The 22,913-nt window shown below is 35.0% G+C and carries 23 protein-coding genes; all 23 read left to right on the top strand.

Features of this window, described 5'->3' with window-relative positions; genetic code table 11:
- The first annotated feature begins 2 nt into the window (after nt 1-2).
- The 23 genes from cbiD to R9X47_RS05250 all read left to right on the top strand — a co-directional run bounded on the left by cbiD (nt 3) and on the right by R9X47_RS05250 (nt 22,715).
- Nucleotides 3-1,121, top strand: coding sequence for a cobalt-precorrin-5B (C(1))-methyltransferase CbiD (gene cbiD, locus R9X47_RS05360; RefSeq protein ID WP_432665699.1), 1,119 nt, complete (start codon nt 3-5; stop codon nt 1,119-1,121).
- On the top strand, nt 1,121-1,756 hold the full coding sequence (cbiE, locus tag R9X47_RS05355) for a precorrin-6y C5,15-methyltransferase (decarboxylating) subunit CbiE (protein WP_432665698.1): 636 nt from the start codon (nt 1,121-1,123) through the stop codon (nt 1,754-1,756). Before cbiD ends, cbiE begins: the two co-directional genes overlap by 1 nt.
- Nucleotides 1,734-2,324 carry a precorrin-6Y C5,15-methyltransferase (decarboxylating) subunit CbiT gene (cbiT, locus tag R9X47_RS05350; RefSeq protein ID WP_432665697.1) on the top strand — a complete coding sequence of 197 codons (591 nt, stop codon included), beginning with the start codon at nt 1,734-1,736 and terminating at the stop codon, nt 2,322-2,324. The genes cbiE and cbiT overlap by 23 nt, the downstream gene beginning before the upstream one ends.
- 24 nt (nt 2,325-2,348) lie before the next feature.
- Nucleotides 2,349-3,107, top strand: coding sequence for a precorrin-4 C(11)-methyltransferase (gene cobM, locus R9X47_RS05345; RefSeq protein WP_432665696.1), 759 nt, complete (start codon nt 2,349-2,351; stop codon nt 3,105-3,107).
- Entirely contained in the window at nt 3,043-4,140 is a 1,098-nt protein-coding gene (gene cbiG, locus R9X47_RS05340; protein WP_432665695.1) for a cobalt-precorrin 5A hydrolase, read from the top strand. The genes cobM and cbiG overlap by 65 nt, the downstream gene beginning before the upstream one ends.
- Nucleotides 4,141-5,418 carry a glutamyl-tRNA reductase gene (gene hemA, locus R9X47_RS05335; protein ID WP_432665694.1) on the top strand — a complete coding sequence of 426 codons (1,278 nt, stop codon included), beginning with the start codon at nt 4,141-4,143 and terminating at the stop codon, nt 5,416-5,418. It abuts the gene before it with no gap.
- Between the two features lie 144 nt (nt 5,419-5,562).
- Nucleotides 5,563-6,303 carry a precorrin-3B C(17)-methyltransferase gene (gene cobJ / locus R9X47_RS05330; protein WP_432665693.1) on the top strand — a complete coding sequence of 247 codons (741 nt, stop codon included), beginning with the start codon at nt 5,563-5,565 and terminating at the stop codon, nt 6,301-6,303.
- Nucleotides 6,300-7,064: a precorrin-6A reductase gene (gene cobK / locus R9X47_RS05325; protein WP_432665692.1), complete on the top strand. Its 765-nt coding sequence runs from the start codon at nt 6,300-6,302 to the stop codon at nt 7,062-7,064. Before cobJ ends, cobK begins: the two co-directional genes overlap by 4 nt.
- Entirely contained in the window at nt 7,057-7,731 is a 675-nt protein-coding gene (locus R9X47_RS05320; protein WP_432665691.1) for a precorrin-2 dehydrogenase/sirohydrochlorin ferrochelatase family protein, read from the top strand. Before cobK ends, R9X47_RS05320 begins: the two co-directional genes overlap by 8 nt.
- Entirely contained in the window at nt 7,703-8,635 is a 933-nt protein-coding gene (hemC, locus tag R9X47_RS05315; protein ID WP_432665690.1) for a hydroxymethylbilane synthase, read from the top strand. Before R9X47_RS05320 ends, hemC begins: the two co-directional genes overlap by 29 nt.
- Nucleotides 8,636-10,144 carry a uroporphyrinogen-III C-methyltransferase gene (gene cobA, locus R9X47_RS05310; protein ID WP_432665689.1) on the top strand — a complete coding sequence of 503 codons (1,509 nt, stop codon included), beginning with the start codon at nt 8,636-8,638 and terminating at the stop codon, nt 10,142-10,144. It abuts the gene before it with no gap.
- Between the two features lie 31 nt (nt 10,145-10,175).
- On the top strand, nt 10,176-10,892 hold the full coding sequence (cobI, locus tag R9X47_RS05305) for a precorrin-2 C(20)-methyltransferase (RefSeq protein WP_432665688.1): 717 nt from the start codon (nt 10,176-10,178) through the stop codon (nt 10,890-10,892).
- A 19-nt stretch (nt 10,893-10,911) separates the two neighbouring features.
- A complete protein-coding gene (gene hemB, locus R9X47_RS05300; RefSeq protein WP_432665687.1) occupies nt 10,912-11,886 on the top strand; it encodes a porphobilinogen synthase in 975 nt (324 codons plus the stop codon).
- Nucleotides 11,886-13,175 (top strand): glutamate-1-semialdehyde 2,1-aminomutase, encoded by a 1,290-nt coding sequence (gene hemL, locus R9X47_RS05295; protein WP_432665686.1) that lies wholly within the window; start codon nt 11,886-11,888, stop codon nt 13,173-13,175. The genes hemB and hemL overlap by 1 nt, the downstream gene beginning before the upstream one ends.
- 116 nt (nt 13,176-13,291) lie before the next feature.
- Nucleotides 13,292-14,077 carry an undecaprenyl-diphosphate phosphatase gene (locus R9X47_RS05290; RefSeq protein WP_432665685.1) on the top strand — a complete coding sequence of 262 codons (786 nt, stop codon included), beginning with the start codon at nt 13,292-13,294 and terminating at the stop codon, nt 14,075-14,077.
- A gap of 200 nt (nt 14,078-14,277) precedes the next feature.
- Complete coding sequence (locus R9X47_RS05285) at nt 14,278-15,732, top strand: ABC transporter substrate-binding protein (RefSeq protein WP_432665684.1); 1,455 nt, start codon at nt 14,278-14,280, stop codon at nt 15,730-15,732.
- Nucleotide 15,733: 1 nt separating this feature from the next.
- Entirely contained in the window at nt 15,734-16,573 is an 840-nt protein-coding gene (locus tag R9X47_RS05280) for an ABC transporter ATP-binding protein (protein ID WP_432665682.1), read from the top strand.
- A complete protein-coding gene (locus tag R9X47_RS05275) occupies nt 16,574-17,308 on the top strand; it encodes an ABC transporter permease (RefSeq protein ID WP_432665681.1) in 735 nt (244 codons plus the stop codon). It abuts the gene before it with no gap.
- A 16-nt stretch (nt 17,309-17,324) separates the two neighbouring features.
- Entirely contained in the window at nt 17,325-18,473 is a 1,149-nt protein-coding gene (locus tag R9X47_RS05270; RefSeq protein WP_432665680.1) for a DUF362 domain-containing protein, read from the top strand.
- Nucleotides 18,474-18,620: 147 nt separating this feature from the next.
- Nucleotides 18,621-19,553, top strand: a complete 933-nt coding sequence (locus tag R9X47_RS05265) for a DUF362 domain-containing protein (protein ID WP_432665679.1) — start codon at nt 18,621-18,623, stop codon at nt 19,551-19,553.
- Between the two features lie 173 nt (nt 19,554-19,726).
- Nucleotides 19,727-20,218 (top strand): chemotaxis protein CheX, encoded by a 492-nt coding sequence (locus tag R9X47_RS05260; protein WP_432665678.1) that lies wholly within the window; start codon nt 19,727-19,729, stop codon nt 20,216-20,218.
- Between the two features lie 5 nt (nt 20,219-20,223).
- Entirely contained in the window at nt 20,224-20,694 is a 471-nt protein-coding gene (locus R9X47_RS05255) for a tRNA (cytidine(34)-2'-O)-methyltransferase (RefSeq protein WP_432665677.1), read from the top strand.
- Between the two features lie 398 nt (nt 20,695-21,092).
- Nucleotides 21,093-22,715: a Na/Pi cotransporter family protein gene (locus R9X47_RS05250; protein WP_432665676.1), complete on the top strand. Its 1,623-nt coding sequence runs from the start codon at nt 21,093-21,095 to the stop codon at nt 22,713-22,715.
- Nucleotides 22,716-22,913 lie beyond the last annotated feature (198 nt).

Raw genomic sequence — 22,913 nt, 5'->3', positions numbered from 1 at the left:
TCGTGTTAGATAAATATGTTGTAAAAAACGGCAAAAAAATGAGATACGGATATACCACTGGATCATGTGCTGCAGCTGCTTCTAAGGCTGCTGCTTATATGCTTATTAATAATGAGATCATAAAAAATATAGACATAGAGACCCCTAAGGGATGGGATTTGACCTTAGAGGTTATAGAGCCCATAATCGATAGAGATAGCAGGACTGCATCTTGCTACATAAAAAAGGATGCAGGTGATGATCCAGACATAACCAACGGGATTTTAATAGGTGCGAAGGTTGAAATTACCGATACCGCCGATATAATTCTTAGAGGCGGTAAAGGTGTAGGGCAGGTCACTAAGCCGGGATTATACGTTCCCGTAGGAGAACCGGCTATCAATCCAGTTCCAAGGAAGATGATAAAGGATGAAATTTTGAAGGTTCTACCAGAAGGTAAGGGTGCAATTATTACTATTTCCGTACCAGAAGGTGAAAGAATAGCAAAAAAGACCTTTAATCCCAAACTAGGTATACTAGGTGGAATATCAATCCTAGGAACAAGCGGTATAGTTGAGCCAATGTCCGATGATGCCTTTAAGGAGTCCCTTGCTATTGAATTAAATATGGCTGTTAAGGATGGACTTGATAGAGTGGCGTTAGTACCTGGAAACTATGGAGAGGAATACGCCATAAAACTATTTGGGATAGATAAATCACAAATTTTAAAGACCAGTAATTTCATTGGATTCATGCTTAATAAATGCATAGAGAACAATGTGAAAAAGGTTTTAATAATCGGACATATTGGTAAGCTTGTTAAAGTGGCTGGAGGGATATTCCATACCCATAGTAAAGTAGCCGATGCAAGGCTAGAAATAATTGCTGCTAATTTAGCTTTAATGGGAGCAAAAAAAGAAATAATAGAAGAAGTCTTTGAATGTGTTACTACCGAAGGCGTAGTTAATATACTAGAGGCCTATGATTATGATGAAATATATAAGGTTCTTTGCAAGAAGGCTGAAGAAAGATGCCTATCTCATACCCATGGTGAGCTTGAAATAGGAGTAATAATGTTCTCTATGGAAAAGGGACTTTTAGCAATAGGTGATAGTGCTAAGGCGATTTTGGAGGAGTTCTAATGAATAAGATTAATATTTTGGGTATGGGGCCTGGTCATAGAGACTATGTTTTACCTATTACCTCAAGAACTATTGAAGAAAGTGACGTACTAATAGGTGGAAAAAGAATTCTGAAGGATTTTGAAAATACAGGAAAAGAGCTTATTTACATAGATTCAAAACTCAGTAAAATTATTGAGTACATTAAAAAAAATAAAGAAGAAAAAAACATATCATTACTATTGTCGGGCGACACAGGCTTTTACAGTATGCTTGGATATATGAAAAAGCACTTTAAGGAAGATGAGATGAAAGTGATTCCGGGAATAAGCTCATTTCAATATCTAATGGGCAAAATTAATAGAACCTGGCACAATTCCTTTGTAGGAAGTGTACACGGCAGAGAACTTGATATTATAAGTATAGTAAAGAAATATGATAGCGTGGTGTTACTCACCGATAATAAGAATTCTCCTTCAAAAATTGCCAGTATGTTAATGGAAGAAGGAATAAAAAACAAGAAAATAATAGTTGGAGAGAATTTATCATATGAAAACGAAAGGATCATTATTGATTCTTGCGAGTATGTTTCAAAGATGATAGATATTCAAATGTCTGTGGTGGTGATTGAAAATGATGAAGGCTTGGGAGTTTAATACACCGGGCTTACCCGATGATCTTTTTATAAGGGGCAAAGTGCCTATGACAAAGGAGGAAATAAGAGCGGTTTCGATTTCGAAGATGAGACTTAAAGCCGATTTACATGTAGTTGATGTCGGTGCTGGAACTGGCTCAGTCTCAATTGAAGCGGCATTAATATGTTCCTTAGGCAAAGTAACGGCTATAGAGAGAAATCCAGAGGGTGTAGAGCTAATAAAGCAGAATGCAGAGAAGTTTGACTTAAATAATGTTGAGATTATTCATAGCAAAGCTGCTGAAGCATTAAGAAGCATTGACTCCTTCGATAGGGCCTTTGTTGGAGGCAGTGGAGGAGAGCTTAGAGAAATTTTAACCCTTTGTAAAGAAAAATTAAATGACAAGGGTATCGTGGTTATAAACTCTATAACCATAGAGACAGTATATGAATCCACGAAACTACTAAAGGAATTAAATTATTCTGATATAGATGTTACATCCATGTCAGTTGCAAAGGGTAGAAGCGTTGGTAATTACACTTTAATGGAAGGATTAAATCCTATTTATATAGTATCAGGACGAAAATAGAATTCAGAGAAAAGAGGAGATAAAATGAAGGTATATTTTATAGGGGCTGGATCAGGGGACCCAGAACTGATTACAATTAAAGGTGCAAAAAGGATAGCTGAGGCAGATATAATAATATATGCTGGATCGCTGGTAAATAAAGAAGTAATAGCAAATAGAAAAGAAAGTGCTGAAGTATATAATAGTGCTTCTATGACACTAGATGAGGTTATAGAGGTTATGGAAAGAGGTATAAAGGAAGGAAAGTTAATTGCGAGGGTTCATACAGGAGATCCAAGTATATATGGAGCAATAAGAGAGCAAATGGACATGTTGGATGAAAGAGAGATTGAATATGAAGTAATACCGGGAGTTAGTTCATTTGTGGCTGCAGCTGCGGCAATTAAAAAAGAGTTTACACTACCTGGAGTTACTCAGACAGTAATACTTACTAGAATGGAAGGAAGAACACCTGTACCTGAAAAGGAAAGTATAGAAGAATTAGCGAAGCATAGAGCTACAATGTGTCTTTTTCTTTCAGTACATATGATAGAAAAATTAGTAGAAAGACTACTAACTAGCTATACTATAAATACACCAATTGCAGTAATTCAAAAAGCATCATGGGAAGATCAAAAAATTGTTATTGGAACTTTAGGAGACATTGCTGAGAAGGTTAAAGGTGAAGGAATTACTAAAACTGCCCAAATACTTGTGGGAGATTTCTTAGGTGATAAATATGAGCTTTCAAAATTATACGATAAAAACTTCAGTCATGAATTTAGAAAAGCAAAAAGCCAATAGGGCAATTATTACTCTCACAAAGGGTGGAATGGATCTTGGTTTAAAGCTCCTTAAGGAGTACGAAGATACTACGCTTTTTATAAACAAGAGATTCAAACCTACAGGAGAAAGGGTAGAAATAATTAAGGGGAGTATAAAGGAGTTAATAGAAGAAATATTTCATGAGTATAAGTGCTTAATATTTATTATGGCTACTGGAATAGTTGTAAGAACTATAGCTCCATACTTACAGAGTAAAGCCTTGGACCCTGCTGTTATTGTTATGGATGAAAAGGGAAGAAACGTAATCTCTCTTTTATCTGGACATCTAGGTAGAGCAAACGAAATCACTCTGGACATAGCGAGAAGATTAAAAAGTAATCCTGTAATAACAACAGCATCCGATGTAAATAATTCCTTAGCAGTAGACACGCTTGCAATGGAACTCGGGCTAAGTATTGATAACCTCAAGGATGCAACTAAGATTACATCACATATAGTTAACGGTGAGAGTGTAGGTATTCAGAGTCAAATAAAAATAAATTTAAAACTACCAGATAACATTACGGTTCTTGAAAAAGATGAAGATTCAGAAGGTTTAAAGGGAATTATATACATCACTAACGAGATGGAAATTCTTAAACACAATTTAGATAAGGTGGTCTTAAGGCCGAGGAACCTTATTATAGGCGTTGGATGCCGAAAAGGGAAACCAGCAGAGGAAATTATTGAGGCTATAAAAGTCTCATTAGATAAAGTAAGGAAAAGTGAAGCATCTATAAAGGAAATAGCGACTATTGACGTGAAGAAGGATGAAGAGGGCATAATAGAAGCAGCAGGTTACTATAAAGTTCCTTTGTCTGTTATTGAAAGAGAAGAAGTAAGAAAGATAGAAAAAGATTTTGAAACATCGGATTTTGTTAGAAACGCTATAGGTGTTGGTGCCGTTGCTGAACCTGTAGCCTTCATAGCCTCCGAAGACGGTGAAGTGATTATGAAAAAGACTCGATTTGGTGGGATTACCATAGCTATTGTAGAAGAAGGTGTTGTTTAGATGGACATTATTGTAGTCGGATTAAACTATAAAAAAACTCCAATTCATATAAGAGAAAAGGTATCCTTTACAGAAAGCAAAAAGGAAATGGCCTATGAAAGAATAAGTAAAACCCATTACATTAAGGAGTTTGTAATTGTTTCTACATGTAATAGAAGCGAAATTATTGCTGTTGCATCTGATATAGATAAAGGAACAGATGCACTTAAGAGGTTTTATAAAACATTTTTTGAGCTAGAGGATACAAGTATAGAAAGTTATTTTATTTCTCTATGTTCAGATGATGCTGTAAAACATGTTTTCAATGTAGCAGCAGGATTAGATTCATTGGTTATTGGTGAAGATCAAATATTAGGGCAGCTTAGGGATGCCCATGGATATTCATTTGAAAGAAAATTAACGGGAACTGTATTAAATAAACTCTTTAGAGAGTCTATCACAACGGCGAAGAAGATTAAAAGAGAAACAAGAATATCGGAAAAATCCCTATCCATAAGCACCATTGCAGTAAAGTTCATAGAGAAGAAATTTACAGACCTGAATAATAAAAAGGTCTTGGTAATTGGTGTAGGAAAGATGAGTAGGATTGCAATTGAAAATCTTATTTATAAAGGGGTAAAAGAGATATACGTTACAAATCGAACTAAGGGTCATGCTATAGATTTATCAAAACGATATGATGAAGTAGGAATAATTGACTTCAAGGATAGATATAGAATGCTCCAGGCAGTTGATATAGTAATCAGTTCTACAAGTGCACCCCACTTTGTTTTAAAGAAAGAAGAATTCACAAAGCATTATAACAAAGAAAATGAACTTTGCATTATCGACATAGCCCTCCCCCGTGATGTCGATCCAGAAATAGATAAAGTAAGGGGAGTATCTCTATATGAACTTGATGAGCTAAAAAGTGTGGCAGATGAAAACTTTAAATCAAGGTTAGAGGCCGCTAAGATTGCTTCGGAAATTATAATTGAAGATTGTATAAAGTTCGAAAACTGGTATAATTGCTTGCCTGTATTTCCTGTGATAAAGGAATTGGAGGGATACAGTACTTCGATTGTCAATGAAGAATTAGAAGGGTTTTTATCAAGACTTAATCATCTAGATGAAAGAGATCAAAAGCAGATAGAGCTTTTTACAAAAAGTCTAGTAAAGAAGCTATTTAGAACACCACTACATGAACTTAAAAGAGCGGGTGAAGACAGACAGGGCGAGTTGTTTGCTAAGATTACTAAGGAATTGTTCGGCTTAATGGACTCATCATGCAGAAAATAGAGGCAATTGCATAATTCTAACTTGGCAGAATTGCATAATAAATGTGGTATCGCTTTAGGGTTTTTAAGATCATATATAGTAGAAAGTTTTTTTAGATGGTAATTATGCAATTTGCTCTGAAAATAATAAAAGAAGGTGAAAAAGATGGATACAAAAGGAAAAGTATATGTAATAGGAATTGGACCAGGAAATAGAGATCAAATGAGTATGATGGCTTTAAAGGCTATAGAAAACTCTGATGTTATAGTAGGATACAAAACATATGTTAACTTAATCGAAGACCTTCTTGAAGGTAAAGAGGTTATAAACTCTGGGATGAAAAAGGAAGTAGAAAGATGCGAACTGACTATTGATGAAGCAGAAAAGGGTAAGGTTGTATCAATAGTTAGTAGTGGAGACCCTGGTGTATACGGTATGGCCGGTGTTATACTAGAACTTGTTCATAAAAGAAACAGCAATGTAGAAGTTGAGATCGTTCCAGGAATTACTGCAGCAAATGCAGCGGCTTCATCCTTAGGAGCTCCACTTATGCATGACTATGCTGTTATCTCACTAAGTGATTTGCTTACGGATTGGGACGTAATAAAAAAGAGAATTGACTGCGCTGCAGCAGGTGATTTCATAATATCTTTATATAATCCAAGGAGTAAGGGTAGAGTTACTCAAATTGAAGAGGCTAGAGAAATAATATTAAAATACAGAGATCCTTCTACTACAGTAGGTATCGTAAGAAACGCAAAACGACAAGGGGAAGAAGTTGTGGTTACAACCCTTGAAGAGATGCTTAACCATGAAATTAACATGTTTACTATGGTGATAATAGGTAATACAAATACCTATGAGGCAAATAACATGATGATTACTCCAAGGGGCTATTTTAAATGATTCTTGTCCTAAGCGGAACAAAGGATGGCAGAGAAATAGTATACGGGCTTTTGGATAAAGGCTACGATTTAATAGTTACTACAGCAACGGGATATGGGAAATCCCTTTATGAAGAAAAAAATGGATTAAGGGTTGTTAGTGAAAGACTCGATTATGACGGAATGATAAAATTGATAAATGATAATTCTGTAAAGCTTGCTATAGATGCTACTCATCCATATGCTGATAAGGTAAGCGACAACATTCATAAGGCTTGTAATGACTTAAAGATTGAATATATTAGATATCAGAGACAAGAGAGTATCCTAGATAATTATGCAGATATTATTGAATGGGCTGTGGATTATAACGAGGCTGCTGAAAAATTAATTGAAGCTAGTGGAAATGTGCTTTTGACTACAGGTAGTAAAACACTTGAGGTGTTTTCGAGTAAACTATCGGTGGAAAGGTTATATGCTAGATTACTTCCTACCAGTAGCATTTTAAAAAAATGTGAGGATATAGGTTTAGAGCCATCAAATATTATAGCAATGCAGGGGCCATTTTCAAAAGAGATGAATATCGAGATAATAAAAAAGTATAATATTGATATACTTGTTACTAAGGATAGCGGAAAAGTTGGTGGAACAATTGAAAAATTCGAGGCTGCTAAGGAAATGGGAATACCTGTTATAGTAATTTCGAGACCTGAGCTGAATGAAAGTACTGTCCTAAACAATATAGACGAATTAACACTTAAGGTGAGTGAACTGTATGGGTAAATACTATCCAATTATGCTAAATATAGAAGATGAAAAATGCAAGGTGATTGGTGGAGGAAGAGTTGCTGAGAGAAAAGTGACTGATTTACTAAAAGCTGATGCCAAGGTTACTGTGATAAGCCCGTTTGCCACAGAGAAGCTTTTACAATATTATAACGACGGAAAAATTAACTTGATCCTAAGAGAGTACAGATACGGAGACTTGAAGGATAGTTATCTAGTTTATGCTGCTACTGATGATAAGGAAGTTAATGAAACTTGTTTGAAGGAATGTAGAGAAGAGGGAATATTGTTAAACGTCGTTGACAAACCCGGTATGTGTGATTTTATTGTTCCAGCAAGAATCACAAGGGGAGATCTAAGTATAACTGTATCTACAAATGGAAAAAGCCCTATGCTTTCTAGAAAAATCAGAAAGGGGCTAGAAGAACTATTTACTGATGAATATGAGGAGTACTTAGAGATATTAGGCGAAATACGAGAAAAGGTAAAAGCTGAGGTACAGGATATAGAGAAGAGAAGAGAGATATTTAAAGCTGTAGTTTATTCAGACGTATTTGATAGATATTTGAATGGAGAAGATATGGATTTAAGAGATGAGCTATTAAGCTTATGTAGGAGGCAAGGAGCTGAAATTGATGGAGAGAAAAGAAATAATAATAGGTAGCAGAGGGAGTAAACTTGCCCTTGTGCAAAGTAATCTAGTTATAGACGAGCTTAAGAAACATTACCCTGACATTGAATTTAAGATAAAAGAGATAAAGACTAAGGGTGACAAAATCCTTGATAAAACCTTTGATAAAATAGGTGGAAAAGGTCTTTTTGTTAAGGAAATAGAAACTGCCCTGCTAAAGGGTGAAATTGATATAGCAGTTCATAGTATGAAGGATGTACCTAGTGAATTTCCTAAGGGGTTAGAGATCTCAGCGATAACAAAGAGAGAAGACATGAGAGATATACTTATAACTAAGGAAAATACAGATTTCTATAGTCTTAAGAAGGGTGCTAGGATAGGAACAAGTAGTCTGAGAAGAGGAGCCCAATTAAAGAATTTAAGAAATGATATAGAAATAGTTCCTGTAAGGGGTAATGTCCAGACGAGAATAAGGAAAATAGAAGAATTGGATCTTGATGGTGTTATATTAGCAGCCGCAGGTCTCAGCAGATTAGGATTAGAAGACCAGATATCATATTACTTTAACATAATGGACGTAATTCCAGCCGTTGGTCAAGGGGCTCTAGGTATAGAGACAAGGGAAGACGATGATTTTGTAAAGGAAATGACTTCAAAGATAAATGATGAGACAACAAGCTTAGCGATTAAGGCAGAAAGAATGTTCATGAAAATATTAAATGGAGGTTGTCATGTTCCTATCGGAGCCTTTGCATTTATAGAAGAAGAGAAACTAAAAATGGTTGGAACCGTTGCTTCTATTGACGGAGAAAAGCAAATAAAGGTTTCAGGAGAAGAGAAGATTTCGGGTTATGAAGAGCTCGGTAAAATGATAGCTGAAGAAGTATTAGACAGAGGCGGTAGAGACATATTAAATGCAATAGAGGGTGATAACTAAATGAGTGGTAAAGTATATTTAGTCGGTGCTGGACCTGGAGATTATAAGCTCATAACTCTAAAGGGATTAGAATGCATAGAGAAGGCAGATGTGATATTATATGATAGACTTATTAATCCCAAGCTTTTAAAGTATGCTAAGGAAAATGTAGAAATTATTTATGTAGGAAAAGCTCCAAATGCCCATTCCTATACTCAAGAAGAAATAAGTCAGCTTATATTAGAAAAAGCTCTTGAAGGTAATGTTGTTACAAGATTAAAGGGAGGAGATCCCTTTGTATTTGGTAGGGGTGGAGAAGAAGCGTTATTGCTTTTAGAACATAATGTACCCTTTGAGATTGTACCGGGGATAACCTCAGCTATTTCTGTTCCGGCATATGCAGGAATTCCCGTTACCCATAGAAATGTGAGTTCATCATTTCACGTTATAACTGGGCATGAAGATCCATTGAAGAATAAATCCTCTTTAGATTATGAGGCTTTAGGAAAATTAAAGGGAACCCTTATATTTTTAATGGGTGTAAAAAATATTGAAAGCATATCTAGCAATTTAATGAAGTATGGACAAAGCTCTGAAAGACCTGTAGCAGTCATAAGGAGAGGAACAACAGCAGACCAAAGAATATTGACTGGAACATTAGGAAACATTTCGCAGAAGGTGACTGAACATGGCTTCAAGAATCCTGCAATTATAATTGTTGGCGAGGTAGTAAATCTAGCTGAGAGCCTTAGCTGGTTTGATAAAAAGCCGCTGTTTGGTAAAAGAGTATTGGTAACTCGTACTAGAACTCAAGCCAGTAAGTTAAGTGAGAAAATTGAAGAGCTTGGGGGAGAAGCAATTGAGTATCCAACCATAAAAATAGTTGAAAATGACGATCATACAGATATTGACAAGGCTATTGGTCAGATAGAACAATATAAATGGATTGTTTTTACAAGTGTCAATGGAGTCAAATTCTTTTTCGATAGGATGCAGAAGCTCAGCTTTGATATAAGACTTTTAAAAAATGCAAAGCTTTGTGCAATCGGGCCTGCAACGTCTAAGGAACTAAGCGACAAAGGTTTCGTGGTTGACAGTATTCCCGAGGAATATAGAGCTGAAAGCATAATAGATGATCTAAAGGATAAGATTAATGCAGGAGATAAGATATTACTGCCTAGAGCCGATATAGCCCGCAAAGTTTTAGAAGAAGAGCTTATTAAACTTGGTGCAGATGTTGATAATATACATGTTTATAAAACTATAGTACCAGAACATGAGAGTAGCGAGCTTATTAGTCTTCTTGAAGAAAAGAAAATAGATATAGTAACATTTACAAGCTCGTCTACAGTGAAAAACTTTTGTAAAATACTTGGTATGGAAAATTTAGAATTACTTAAAGGTGTATTAGTTGCGGCCATTGGGCCTATAACTGCTGAGACTGCCCATGAAATAGGTGTAAAAGTAGATATAGAGGCCAAGGAATATACTATTGATGGACTAGTAGATGCAATTATTAATCATGTGTAAATAAAAGATTAGATTAGGGGGATTTTTAAAGATGGGTAAGTTTTACGGTATAGGAGTTGGACCTGGAGATCCAGATTTACTAACGATTAAGGCAAAGAAAGTACTTGATAAGGTGGACATAATCCTTGCTCCTGAGACTAAAGATGGAAAAGGAAGCATTGCCCTTAATATTGCCAAAGAGCATTTAAGTGAAAATGTAGAAATAATAGAGAAGAAATTTCCAATGACATATGATGTTGAAGTACTTAATAACTCATACGACGAGATAGCAGACTTTGTAAAAGAGCTTGTAAACAAAGATAAGAAAGTTGCTTTTTTAACCTTAGGTGATCCTATGGTTTATAGTACATATATCTATTTGTTTAAAAGACTAAAAATCAAAAATGTTGAAATGGAAACAATTCCTGGGATAACGTCTTTCTGTGCTATTGCAAGTAAGGTAGGAATTCCTCTAGGAGAAAACGAAGAAACTATAGCTATAGTTCCTTCAGTGTACTATGGAAAAGGTGATCAAAAATTAGATAGTATAATAGAAAACATCGATAACATTGTATTTATGAAGGCTAGCGGATATATCGATGAATTAATAGACGAGCTTGAGACTACAGGCCATAAAGATGGATCTATATTTGTTTCAAGGCTAGGATTAGATGACGAAGTTATTGAAGATAAGATAGAAAAAAGAAGAGGTATAAAAAACAACTATCTTTCAACGCTAATAGCTAAAAAACATACAAGTGTAAGATAGTTTTTAGGAGGTGTAACTATTGCTAACCAGTAGACCTAGAAGACTTAGGGCAAATGAGCAAATCAGAAGTCTTGTCAGAGAGACGAGCCTTAGTATAAATGACTTGATCTATCCCTTATTCCTAGTGGAGGGAAGTAATATTAAGAAAGAGATTTCTACATTACCTGGATGTTATCACTATTCTGTTGATATGCTAGAGGAAGAGATTGGTGAACTAATCAAGCTTGGAATAAAGGCAGTACTATTATTTGGTGTACCCGATAAAAAGGACGAATTTGGTAGTGAAGCATATAGTGAAGATGGAATTGTACAAAAAGGTATAAGAGAGATTAAGAAAATTGAAAGCAATATTATGGTTATTACAGATGTATGTATGTGTCAATATACTGACCATGGACACTGTGGAATTATCGAAGAGCATGGAGTTGACAATGACGTATCCTTAGAATATCTTGCAAAAATTGCCGTATCCCATGCAAAGGCTGGAGCTGATATGGTGGCCCCATCGGATATGATGGATGGTAGAGTGATGGCTATTAGAAAAGGCCTTGATGAAAATGGCTTTGGAAATGTGTCAATCATGGCCTATAGTGCAAAGTATGCATCAGCATTTTATGGTCCTTTCAGGGCAGCGGCCCATTCAACTCCACAGTTTGGAGATAGAAGAACCTATCAAATGGACCCTTGTAATTCCGATGAAGCTATTCGTGAAACGGAATTAGATATTATTGAAGGTGCAGATATAGTAATGGTAAAACCAGCTCTATCCTATTTAGATATAATAAGAAGAATAAAAGATAACTTTAATGCTCCTATCGCAGCATATAACGTGAGTGGTGAATATGCAATGATTAAGGCGGCAGTTAAAGCAGGTCTTGTAGATGAAAAAGCAATAGTAATTGAGAAAATTACTAGTATGAAAAGAGCCGGTGCAGATATAATAATAACTTATTATGCTAAAGAGCTAGCAAAATGGATAAGGGAGGGATATTAATGAATTTGAAAAAATCTTCTAAAGCCTTTGAAGAAGCAAAAGAATATATACCTGGTGGTGTAAATAGCCCAGTAAGAGCCTTTAGATCGGTTACGGTAGATCCTCCATTTATAAAAAGTGGAAAGGGATCAAAGATATATGATATTGATGGAAATGAATACATTGACTATGTAGGTTCATGGGGGCCGTTAATTTTAGGGCATTGTCATGAGACTGTTATGGAGGAGCTTAGAAAAGTCTTAGAAACTGGGACGAGTTTTGGAGCACCTACAGAAAAGGAGACAGAACTAGCGAAATTAGTCTGTCAACTTGTACCGTCCGTTGAAATGCTTAGAATGGTTAACTCTGGTACTGAAGCTACTATGAGTGCCTTAAGATTAGCAAGGGGCTTTACTGGAAGAGATATGATTGTAAAGTTTGTTGGTAACTATCATGGTCATTCTGATAGTCTACTTGTTAAAGCTGGATCTGGTGCCCTAACCCATGGAGTTCCAGATAGCCCAGGTGTACCTGCTGATATCGTTAGAAATACAATATCGGCGAAATTCAATGATATTGAAGGTATGAAAGAGATTTTCAAGAACTATGGAGATAAAATTGCTGGAGTTATAATTGAACCTATTGCAGGCAATATGGGAGTTGTGCCTGCAACACAAGAATTTATTGACTTCCTTCGTGATGTAACTAATGAGTATGGTGCACTTCTTATATTCGATGAAGTTATGACAGGATTTAGAGTTGCACTTAACTGTGCACAAAGTCTCTATAACGTAAAACCTGATATTACATGCTTTGGAAAGATAATTGGAGGAGGCCTTCCAGTAGGTGCCTATGGTGGTAGAAGGGACATCATGTCTTCTATGTCTCCAGCAGGTCCTATTTATCAAGCAGGAACCCTATCTGGAAATCCTTTAGCTGTGACCGCTGGTCTTACGACGTTAAAGATTTTAAGTGAAAATCCATCTATATATGATGAACTAGAAAGAAAAGCAAAGATGCTTGAGGATGGTTTTAAAGAGAATGCGAAGAAACTTGGCATAGATGTGTTTTCAAATAGAGTTGGTTCTATGGTATGCAGCTACTTTACTAGTGAAGCAGTTTATGACTATGATACAGCCGTAAAAAGTGATACAGAAAGATTTGCAAAGTACTTTGAAAACATGTTAGCCGAGGGAATATATTTGGCTCCATCACAGTTTGAAGCCGCATTTATTTCAGCTGCCCACACAATGAAAGATATAGAAAAAACAATCGAAGCAAACTATACAGCACTAAAGAAGTTAGATTAACAATCTGAAGGGGTGTACTCGTAGGATTTCTTTATGAGACAGCCCTTTTTTTGTTGTAAAATCCTTGTCTAAGAAATATAATTATAAGGGAATATTTTAAAGGGTGGAGGGATGAAATGATTATTAAGGCGATTATTCTTGGAATTATTGAAGGACTGACTGAGTTTTTACCAGTCTCTTCTACGGGTCACTTGATTATTGCAAATAAGTATCTAGACTTCACAGGGGACTTTGCTAATTCATTTGCAGTTATCATTCAAGTTGGGGCCATATTTGCGGTAGTACTTTATTTTAAAGATAAGGTTTTTCCTAAATTTGATAATAAAAGAAGACTTGTAGAATACTTTTCCCTGTGGACAAAGGTTGCTGTAGGGGTTATACCAGCGGTTATCCTAGGCTTACTTAAGTTTGATGATTATGTTGATAAGCACTTTTTCAATCCGACAGTTGTAGCTATTGCATTAATCTTTGGCGCAATTTTGTTGCTTTTAGCAGAAAGAAAGCAAAAGAAAGCCAAGGTGGTATCTGAAAATCATATATCATATGGTCAGGCACTTGTAGTAGGTGTAGTTCAGTGTATGGCTGTTGTACCTGGAATGTCGCGTTCAGCTTCTACAATTATCGGAGGAATGTTTGTTGGATTCTCAAGAAAGGTTGCTGCGGAGTTTTCTTTCTTTTTAGCTATCCCTACACTAATAGGAGCTGCAATTCTCAAGCTGTTTAAAATGGGTTTAGATTTTTCAGTATATGAATGGTTCATACTAGCAATAGGGACCTTTGTTTCATTTGTAGTAGCCTACTTCGTAATAGCTTTCTTTATGAACTACATAAAAAGAAAAAAGCTTGTACCCTTTGCATATTATAGAATAATTCTCGGGGTAATAGTTCTTTTGGTAGTTTAAAGTGAGATAAGAAATTGGTGAAATACTTTATAGGGATTTAGGTAAAGACTTTAATTTATATACATCCGAAATTCCCAGAAACCCTGAGTATTTGGACATGTATAAATTAAGGTTTACTATGTAAACTCTATAAGAATAACAGAAAACTTAGAATAAATGCGTCTTAAAGACGCATTTGCTCTATGGAAGGATAGTTAAGTATGAAAAACATCAGGTTAAGAAATTTAATGTTAATTTGCTTAGGGGTTTTAATAGTACTTTTTAGTGCTAGACCCTATCTTGAAAGGAAGATTGACCAAATAAGCTTATTTGACAGTGGAGATTATTTAGTTGATTTTACCGATGACTCAGATGTGAGAATCAAAATGAAGAGCTATGCGAGGCGAATTATATCCCTTGCACCGGCCCATACAGAGAATCTTTTTTCACTAAACTTAGAAAATGAGATCATTGGAGTTAGCAAAGTAGATAACTACCCCCTTGGGGTTTTAAATAAGAAGGCTTATGACTATATAGAGGAGCCAGAAAAAATCATTTCAGCGGCACCAGATTTAGTATTAATAACACCTTCTATAGAAAAGGAAAGTCCGGACTTTGTTAAGACTTTAAGAAGGACAGGCATTAATGTTGTTTCATTGTATCCTGTCAGCTACGAAGATTTTTCTGACTATATAGAAAAGCTTGGGATATTAACTGGAAAGAAGAATACTTCTAAAATATTTCTTGAAAATTTCTATCAGCAGATAGAAGAAGTCAATGAAATGACAAAAAATATTGAGAATAAGGTCAATGTTTTTTTTGAGTCTGAAGAAATTGGATATAAGACAACAATGCCTGATTCATTTGCCTCAAATGCCATTAAGTTAGCTGGTGGGACTAATGTAGCTAAGAATGTTGAAAAAATTGACGATAAGAGCTACATAGCTGATTTTGGAATAGAAAAACTGAAGCAAGAGGCAGAAAGAATAGATGTTTACCTTTCGCAAAGGGGTGGAACAAACTCTGGAGGAAATATTCATTCTATAGTGATAAGACCAGGCTTTGAAGACATCAAAGCTGTTAAGGATGATCGTGTCTATAATGTAAATGAGAGGCTAGTATCACAGCCTACTTTAAGATATATAAAGGGTATTAAAGAACTATATAGAATTTTTTATCCCAATATAGTTGATGATATTACCATCTATAAGTCAGAAGATGAGATTACAAGAGAACTTTTGGCGGAAATAAGTGTTAAATATGCCCATAGAGGCATTTACGTACCTAGTTCAAGGTACTATAAAAGTGAACGTAAAGGGCACACCTATGGCTTTTTTCAAGATGTACCTTTGGATCACAAAAGCTTCGATTTCATTGAGACAGCAGTCTTAGCAGGGTATATTAACAGCTTTAAGGTTGACAATATAGAGCTGTTTTATCCAGAAAATAAAGTAACCCGTGACGAATTTGCAAAAACGGTTTATCTTTTAGGTGATATTTCAAGAAAAGAAGTACACAAAGAGATAAAGGATATAGATCAAATAGAAAATAAGAGGATAGTTCAGACCCTAGTAGATAATGAAATATTTGAGCTTGAAGATGGATATTTCAACCCACTAGAGTATGTAACGGTAAATGAAGTCATTAAGGTCTTGAAAAAGCTGAAAGAGGTTTAATATGATAGAGATAAAATCTGTAAGTAAAAGTTATGGAGATGTTAAAGCTGTAGATAATATGTCCCTTACAATACCAGATGCCACATTTATGGGGCTTTTAGGTCCTAATGGAGCAGGTAAGACTACCCTGATAAGAATGCTGATAGGTTTAATTGATAGTGATAGAGGACAAATAACTATTGATGGCATGAATGTAAGCCGTGATAATCAGTCTTTGAAGAAGAAAATAGGGGTTGTTCCTCAGCATATTAATTTAGATAAAGAACTATCGGTTAAAGAAAATTTAATTTTTTCTGGAATGCTTTATAAAATGGATAGAAAGATGATTAAGAAAAGGGTAGATGAGCTACTTGATGTCATGGATCTAACTAAGGCAAAGGATAGAATTTGTAAGCGTTTGTCAGGCGGAATGAAGAGAAAGCTAATGATTGCCAAAGCATTAATACATGACCCTCAAATTATTTTTCTGGATGAACCCTCTGTGGGAATCGATTTAAAAGCTAGAAGAGAAATATGGGACATATTAAAAAGAATGAATAGTGATGGAAAGACGATTCTGATCACCACCCACTATATTGAGGAAGCAGAATATTTATGTGATAAAGTTTCACTAATGAACGAGGGGAAAATATTTTATTGCGATACACCAAGCAATTTAATTAATATGATCGGAGGATATACCGTTGAGTATTTTGAAAATTTAGTACAAACTAAATTCAAATACTTTAAGACCCTTGAATCAGCTAAAGCTTTTGCTGATGGGATTAATGACAAGTATACTATAAGAGATACTACCCTTGAGGATGTATTTTATAGTTTTGCTCACAGGATGGTGAAATAAGTGGAAGTTTTGACGATATTATGGAGAGAGTTTGTATTTTTTAAAAGGCGATTCTGGAAAATAACCAGTGCATTAATCGTATCTCCTTTATTATATATAATTGCCTTTGGATGGGGTGTAGGTGAGAATGTCGTAGTAGAGGGAAACTCGTATATGTTATATATTATACCGGGTATAGTGGCATTAACCACAATGAGATCAAGCTTTGGAGCTATATCTATGCGCGTAAGTGTATCAAGGCTACACGAAAAAAGCTTCGAGTACTATCTTATTTCTCCTACAAGTATGTATTTGTTAACCCTAGGACACATATTGGCAGGTGCTCTTAGAGGATTATTTTCAGCATTTATAATAATTTGTGTGTCCTTTGTCTTTGGGGTTGCAGTAAAAATAAATTTTCTTTTTATACTTGTATGCTTTTTGAATAGTTTAATGTTTGCAGGACTGGGTTTTTTTGCTGCGATGATGATAAATACCCACTATGACATGAACAGATTTACTAGCTTTGTTATCAATCCTATGTCATTTTTATGTGGTACTTTCTTTTCTTTAAAGAAGATGCCCTATATTGTGAGGAGTTTCATAGAGTTTTTGCCACTTACTCATTCTACTAGAATTTTAAGAGCAATAGCGCTAAATGGTAAAGTAGAAGGATTTTCTGTATTAGTGATTATGGTATATGTTATAATATTCTACATATTAAGTGTTAGGGCTTGCTATGAGGAAGCCGTGTAACAAACGAGGTGGATAAATGGAAAAGGTATCACTGATTAAGTGTGATGAATATGACTATATTAAGGTGAAGAGTGCTGTAGAAGAGAGTTTTAACAACTTAGGTGGAATAGAAAAATATATTGCTCCTGGAGAAAAAGTTCTCCTTAAGCTAAACCTACTTATGAAAAAAAGGCCCGAAGAAGCCACTACCACACATCCAGTATTTGTTAAAGCTTTAGCGGAAGTATTAATCAAATATGGAGCTGAAGTAATAATAGGAGACAGTCCAGGCGGACCCTTTAACACCTCGGTACTAAAGGGTGTATATAAAGCATGTGGGATTGAAGAAATTGCTGATGAGGTTGGAGCTACACTTAATTATAATACTAATTCAGTAGAGATAAAGAATGTAGATGGATTGATTTTAAAAAAGATAAGGGCTATTGAAATTTTAGAAGAAGTTGATAAGGTTATATCTGTATCTAAACTGAAAACCCATGGTATGATGCTATTTACTGGAGCAGTAAAGAATATGTTTGGCATCGTCGCTGGCCTTGAAAAAGCAGAATATCATGTAAGGATGCCAAATTACATTGATTTTTCTAATGCCTTAGTTGATATTTGTCTTGCAGCAAAGCCTGTTTTATCCTTTATGGATGGAATAGTTGGTATGGAAGGAGCAGGACCAAGCGCAGGTGATCCGAGACATGTAGGTGCAGTAATTGCATCGGAAAGTCCATACCATTTAGATGTAGCTGCAGCACATATTATAGGGCTTGACCCTGAAAAGATACCAACTGTGAAGAGGTGCGTTGAAAGGGGTCTATGTAAGGGGAACTTTGAGGATATAGAACTCTTTGGGGATAATATAGAGGAGTTTATTATAAAAGATTTTGTTGTTCCTGAAATAAGAGGTATTGATTTATTAGAGGGCAAAATCCCTAAATTCTTAAGAGATATTTTAAATGGGCTAATGCAGCCAAAGCCAGTCTTTTTACATGACAAGTGTGTAGGTTGCAGTGATTGTGCAGAAAACTGTCCACCTAGGGTTATAGAGATGGTCAATAATAAACCTGAAGTATATCTAGAAGAATGCATAAGATGCTTCTGCTGTCAGGAGCTATGCCCTGTAAAGGCTGTTGACATTCATAGACCGCTATTGATGAAATTGCTGTCTAAGCTATAGAAATCTGGTAATATGGAAATACTATCACCTATATAGAACGCACCTATAAACCTGCATTTCACTTTCTCGAATAGCCAATGTTTCTAGAAAACTTGAAATGTGAAGGATTTATTGCGATTTCTATAAAAAGATTTAGGTGGTGTTTATATGAGGGCAGACAGAAGAGTGACGAAACCAATTGTAGCTATTATGAAGGATAGAAAAGAAGAGGACTCACTAACTAAAGCTTTAGATTTACTACCAATTAAAGAAATAATTAGAGAAGGAGATAGAGTAGTAATAGTTCCTAACTGGGTTAAGAACAAACCTCCAGTTACTGGTTCTGTGGTGGGTCCTAATACTTTGAAGAGACTAATAAGGTATGTTAAAAATTTTAAGCCTTCAAGAATTACTATCGCTACAGGATCTGGTGGAGATCCTACACCAACTGTTATGAACTCAGTAGGATATAATAAAGTAATAGAAGAAGAAATGGTTGAATTTGTGGATCTTAATTATGGCCCTTACATTGACTTAAAACTTGAACACTGCTATATTAGACAAACAAAGATTAATAATTTGATTAATGATATTGATGTACTTGTATCTTTCACGCAACTTAAACACCATGAAGAAGCCGCGATGAGTGCAGGAATAAAAAATATTGCTCTTGGTTGGCCGCCTGCTGAAATACATGGCTTTCCAAAGAAAAATTTAGGAATACATGAGGATTTACATGGATTTATACTTTCGATGGCGAAAAAAATACCCATCGATTTAACTATTGTAAGTGCAGATAAGGCAATGATTGGAACAGGCCCTTCTTCAGGTATGACAGTAAATGGACAAGGTCTGGTAATTGCTGGCACAGATCCGGTTGCAGTGGATACAATTGGTGCAAGGCTACTTGGCTTTTTACCTCAAGCTGTTTATTATTTATATCAAGCATATAAGAGTGGAATTGGAGAAGCTAGGCCTGAGAACATGGAATTAAAGGGTCTGATGCTTGAGGAAGCAGAAAGATTTTTTAGTATGTCAGCTTACAAGACTGAAATTGTATTAGATAAGGGAGAAATAAAGGATATACATGGTAACCATTAGAGATATTTATGGAATATAATCATATCAATTAATATCTATTTGAAAGTTTTATGGTATAATAACAGAAGCGGTACAAAAAAGACAAGAAATTTGATAAAGTAACAATTAAATAGGGTATATCTAATGCATAACTAAAAAAGGGGATTGAGAATGTCATAGGATGTTCTTAGGTTATGCAAAAAATATATATTGGAGGGATATGGGTGAAGGCTGAGTATATAAATCCGTTTATAAAAGCAAGCGTAGATATTCTAAGTCAAATGGCACAACTCAAAATTAACGTAGGTAGACCGACTATTAAGGGTTCTCCATGTAGTGCTAACAATATAGTTATCTTAATAGGAATTACCGGTGAAATTAAGGGACAAGCAATGCTGAGCTTTGATGAGAAAATGGCATTGAACATTGTGTCAAGGATGATGGGTGGTATGGAAATTAAGGAACTTGATGAAATTAGTAAAAGTGCGTTATCAGAGCTTGGGAACATGATTTTAGGAAATTCTGCCACTTTGCTATTTAATGCAGGGGTAAAGGTTGATATTACACCACCTACCCTTATGATGGGGACTAATCTGTCTATTTCATCAGACCAGCTACAACCAATATGTGTTCCATTAGAAACTGAAGGTAATAAGATTGAATTGAATATCTTTGTAAAGGAGTAGGATTAATGGCTATAAATATAGTACTTTATCAGCCTGAAATACCCCAAAACACTGGCAGTATTGCTAGGACATGTGCTATAACTGGCAGTAGGCTACATTTAATAAAGCCCTTAGGTTTTTCTATTGAGGATAAACACTTAAAGAGAGCGGGATTAGACTATTGGCATCTTTTAGATGTACATGTCTATGAAAATAGCGAAGAGTTCTTTGCTAAGAACCCAGAAGGTGACTTTTACATATCGACTACAAAGGGAAGCAAGGTTTATTCTCAGATGAACTATGAGGATGAGTGCTTTATAATATTTGGGAAGGAAACAGCAGGCCTTCCAAAGGAAATACATGAAAGATTTAAGGATAAAGGTATAAAAGTACCAATGATTTCTGATTCTAATGCAAGATCCTTAAACCTTTCTAATACAGTATCTATTGTAGTGTATGAAATTTTAAGACAACTTAACTTTCCGGGTATGATTTAGGTAAATTAGCATAATATAATATTGAGGGTTATGATGAATGACTCTTTAGTGATTAAAAGAATTATGTAGATAACGACTTTGTTTCTAAATGATTGATTTAGGAAATACAAGTGTATCTACATTTTTTCAGGTTGATATATTTTGAAAATTCCAACAATATAGAGATCGTATAGGAAAATTTAATGTATACATATCAAAATACTCACGGAAATTATATTTATCAGCAATTTTGAGAAGTTTAAAACTTCCTATGTTTTGTAAAAGAAGATTCGAAATTTAACAAAAAATAACCTGTGCTTAACATTTAACATGGATTTAACAAAACTATATGTCGATTGATGTATTATATATTATGTGCTTTTAAACAGATTACTTAAAAAGGAAAGGGAGGTTGCCAAATGGATATAGCATTCGGTCTCATTGGAGGATTGGGCCTATTTCTATACGGAATGAATGTTATGGCTGCAGGTTTAGAAAAATCTGCCGGTGACAAATTAAAAAGGTTTATTGAGATTCTAACTAGTAATCGCTTTATGGGTGTAGTAGTTGGAGCTTTAGTTACAATGGTTGTACAAAGTAGTAGCGCAACGACAGTAATGGTTGTTGGTTTCGTAAATGCAGGTATAATGAAACTTACTCAAGCAGTTGGAGTTATAATGGGTGCTAACGTTGGTACAACTATTACTGCACAATTAGTTTCTATCAATTTGACAGCTATTGCCCCTATAGCAGTTGGTATAGGTGTAGGAATCTGGTTATTTACATCAAACAGAAAATTAAAGAATTTTGCAGAAATTATTATAGGTTTTGGTATATTATTTTTAGGTATGGACATGATGAAGCATGCTGTAAAGCCACTTAGAGAGTATGAAGGCTTTACTAACCTTCTTTTAAGCTTTGGTCAGCCAAATATTACAGATAAGGTATTGGCAATACTTACAGGTTTTGGTATAACAGCAATTGTTCAAAGTAGTAGTGCTACCACGGGAATTCTTATTGCTTTAGCAAGTCAAGGGTTACTACCAATTGAATCTGCTTTCCCGGTATTATTAGGTACAAACATTGGAACATGTGTTACTGCAATGATTTCCAGTATTGGAGCCAATAAGACTGCGAAGAGAGCGGCATTAGTGCACTTATTGTTTAACGTTATAGGTACTGTTCTATTTATTGTCTTACTTGCTAAACCGACTATACACTTCGTAACTCAGTGGTCAGATGATCCAGCTAGACAATTGGCTAATGCTCATACATTATTTAATATTTCAAATACATTGTTATTAATTTGGTTTGTTCCATTATTTGTCTATGCAGCTAAGAAAATAATTCCTTATGATGGAACAGAAGAAAAAGAAATCAGAGGAATAAAATATATTGACGATAGAATTCTAGAAACTCCTTCCATAGCTATCGGTCAGGTTTCAAGGGAAGTGCTGCATATGGGTAATGTTGCACTGGAATCATACAAATACTCCATTGATGCTTTCTTCAAGACCGATGCAAAGCTAGCACAAGAAACCTTTAAAGTTGAAAAAATAGTCAACGAAATGGAAAGAGAAATTGCAAGTTATCTATTAAAAGTATCAAATACAGAAATTTCCGGTAAACAGAGAGAAATGATTGAAGGACTATTTAATACAATAAATGACATTGAAAGAGTAGGAGATCATGCAGATAATTTAGCTGAATTGGCTATTTATAGAATAGAAAATAAATTGAATTTTTCTGAGAAAGCCCTAGAAGAACTGAGGGTTATGCATGAGAGAGTTGAAAAGTCCTATAGAGAAGCTTTAACAGCACTAAGAAATGCAGATATGCAAACAGCTCAAAGAGTTATCGAAAGAGAAGGCGAAATTGATCTTATGGAAAAAACTCTTAGAGCAAACCACATAAGTAGATTAAACAATCAGCAATGTAACCCAGGAGCGGGGATAATTTTCTTGGATATTATAAGTAACCTTGAGAGAATAGCTGATCATGCATCAAATATAGCTTTAGCTGTTACAGATCTTGACAAATAATAATAAATGAAAGACAAGGGATTTTTAATTAAATTCCTTGTCTTTTTTTATTAGAGCAAATTGCATAATTACCATCTAAAAAAAACTTTCTAGTATACATAGTCTTAAATTCCCTAGAGCTATACCACCAAAATATGCTCTATTTTAAATGATTAAGTTAAGGATGATATTCGCATATGCAATTCTGCCAAGTTAGAA

The organism is Wukongibacter baidiensis (assembly GCF_050888315.1).
GTDB lineage: Bacteria > Bacillota > Clostridia > Peptostreptococcales > Caminicellaceae > Wukongibacter > Wukongibacter baidiensis.
Note: the sequence above shows the minus strand (reverse complement) of the source record. Positions and strands in the feature narration are given on the sequence as shown.

Bases quoted from the DNA above. Each gene is read 5' to 3' on its own strand.
- cbiE (WP_432665698.1), top strand. From the start codon at position 1,121: ATGAATAAGATTAATATTTTGGGTATGGGGCCTGGTCATAGAGACTAT.
- cbiT (WP_432665697.1), top strand. From the start codon at position 1,734: ATGATGAAGGCTTGGGAGTTTAATACACCGGGCTTACCCGATGATCTT.
- cobM (WP_432665696.1), top strand. From the start codon at position 2,349: ATGAAGGTATATTTTATAGGGGCTGGATCAGGGGACCCAGAACTGATT.
- cbiG (WP_432665695.1), top strand. From the start codon at position 3,043: ATGAGCTTTCAAAATTATACGATAAAAACTTCAGTCATGAATTTAGAA.
- hemA (WP_432665694.1), top strand. From the start codon at position 4,141: ATGGACATTATTGTAGTCGGATTAAACTATAAAAAAACTCCAATTCAT.
- cobJ (WP_432665693.1), top strand. From the start codon at position 5,563: ATGGATACAAAAGGAAAAGTATATGTAATAGGAATTGGACCAGGAAAT.
- cobK (WP_432665692.1), top strand. From the start codon at position 6,300: ATGATTCTTGTCCTAAGCGGAACAAAGGATGGCAGAGAAATAGTATAC.
- R9X47_RS05320 (WP_432665691.1), top strand. From the start codon at position 7,057: ATGGGTAAATACTATCCAATTATGCTAAATATAGAAGATGAAAAATGC.
- hemC (WP_432665690.1), top strand. From the start codon at position 7,703: ATGGAGAGAAAAGAAATAATAATAGGTAGCAGAGGGAGTAAACTTGCC.
- cobA (WP_432665689.1), top strand. From the start codon at position 8,636: ATGAGTGGTAAAGTATATTTAGTCGGTGCTGGACCTGGAGATTATAAG.
- cobI (WP_432665688.1), top strand. From the start codon at position 10,176: ATGGGTAAGTTTTACGGTATAGGAGTTGGACCTGGAGATCCAGATTTA.
- hemL (WP_432665686.1), top strand. From the start codon at position 11,886: ATGAATTTGAAAAAATCTTCTAAAGCCTTTGAAGAAGCAAAAGAATAT.
- R9X47_RS05290 (WP_432665685.1), top strand. From the start codon at position 13,292: ATGATTATTAAGGCGATTATTCTTGGAATTATTGAAGGACTGACTGAG.
- R9X47_RS05285 (WP_432665684.1), top strand. From the start codon at position 14,278: ATGAAAAACATCAGGTTAAGAAATTTAATGTTAATTTGCTTAGGGGTT.
- R9X47_RS05280 (WP_432665682.1), top strand. From the start codon at position 15,734: ATGATAGAGATAAAATCTGTAAGTAAAAGTTATGGAGATGTTAAAGCT.
- R9X47_RS05270 (WP_432665680.1), top strand. From the start codon at position 17,325: ATGGAAAAGGTATCACTGATTAAGTGTGATGAATATGACTATATTAAG.
- R9X47_RS05265 (WP_432665679.1), top strand. From the start codon at position 18,621: ATGAGGGCAGACAGAAGAGTGACGAAACCAATTGTAGCTATTATGAAG.
- R9X47_RS05260 (WP_432665678.1), top strand. From the start codon at position 19,727: ATGCAAAAAATATATATTGGAGGGATATGGGTGAAGGCTGAGTATATA.
- R9X47_RS05255 (WP_432665677.1), top strand. From the start codon at position 20,224: ATGGCTATAAATATAGTACTTTATCAGCCTGAAATACCCCAAAACACT.
- R9X47_RS05250 (WP_432665676.1), top strand. From the start codon at position 21,093: ATGGATATAGCATTCGGTCTCATTGGAGGATTGGGCCTATTTCTATAC.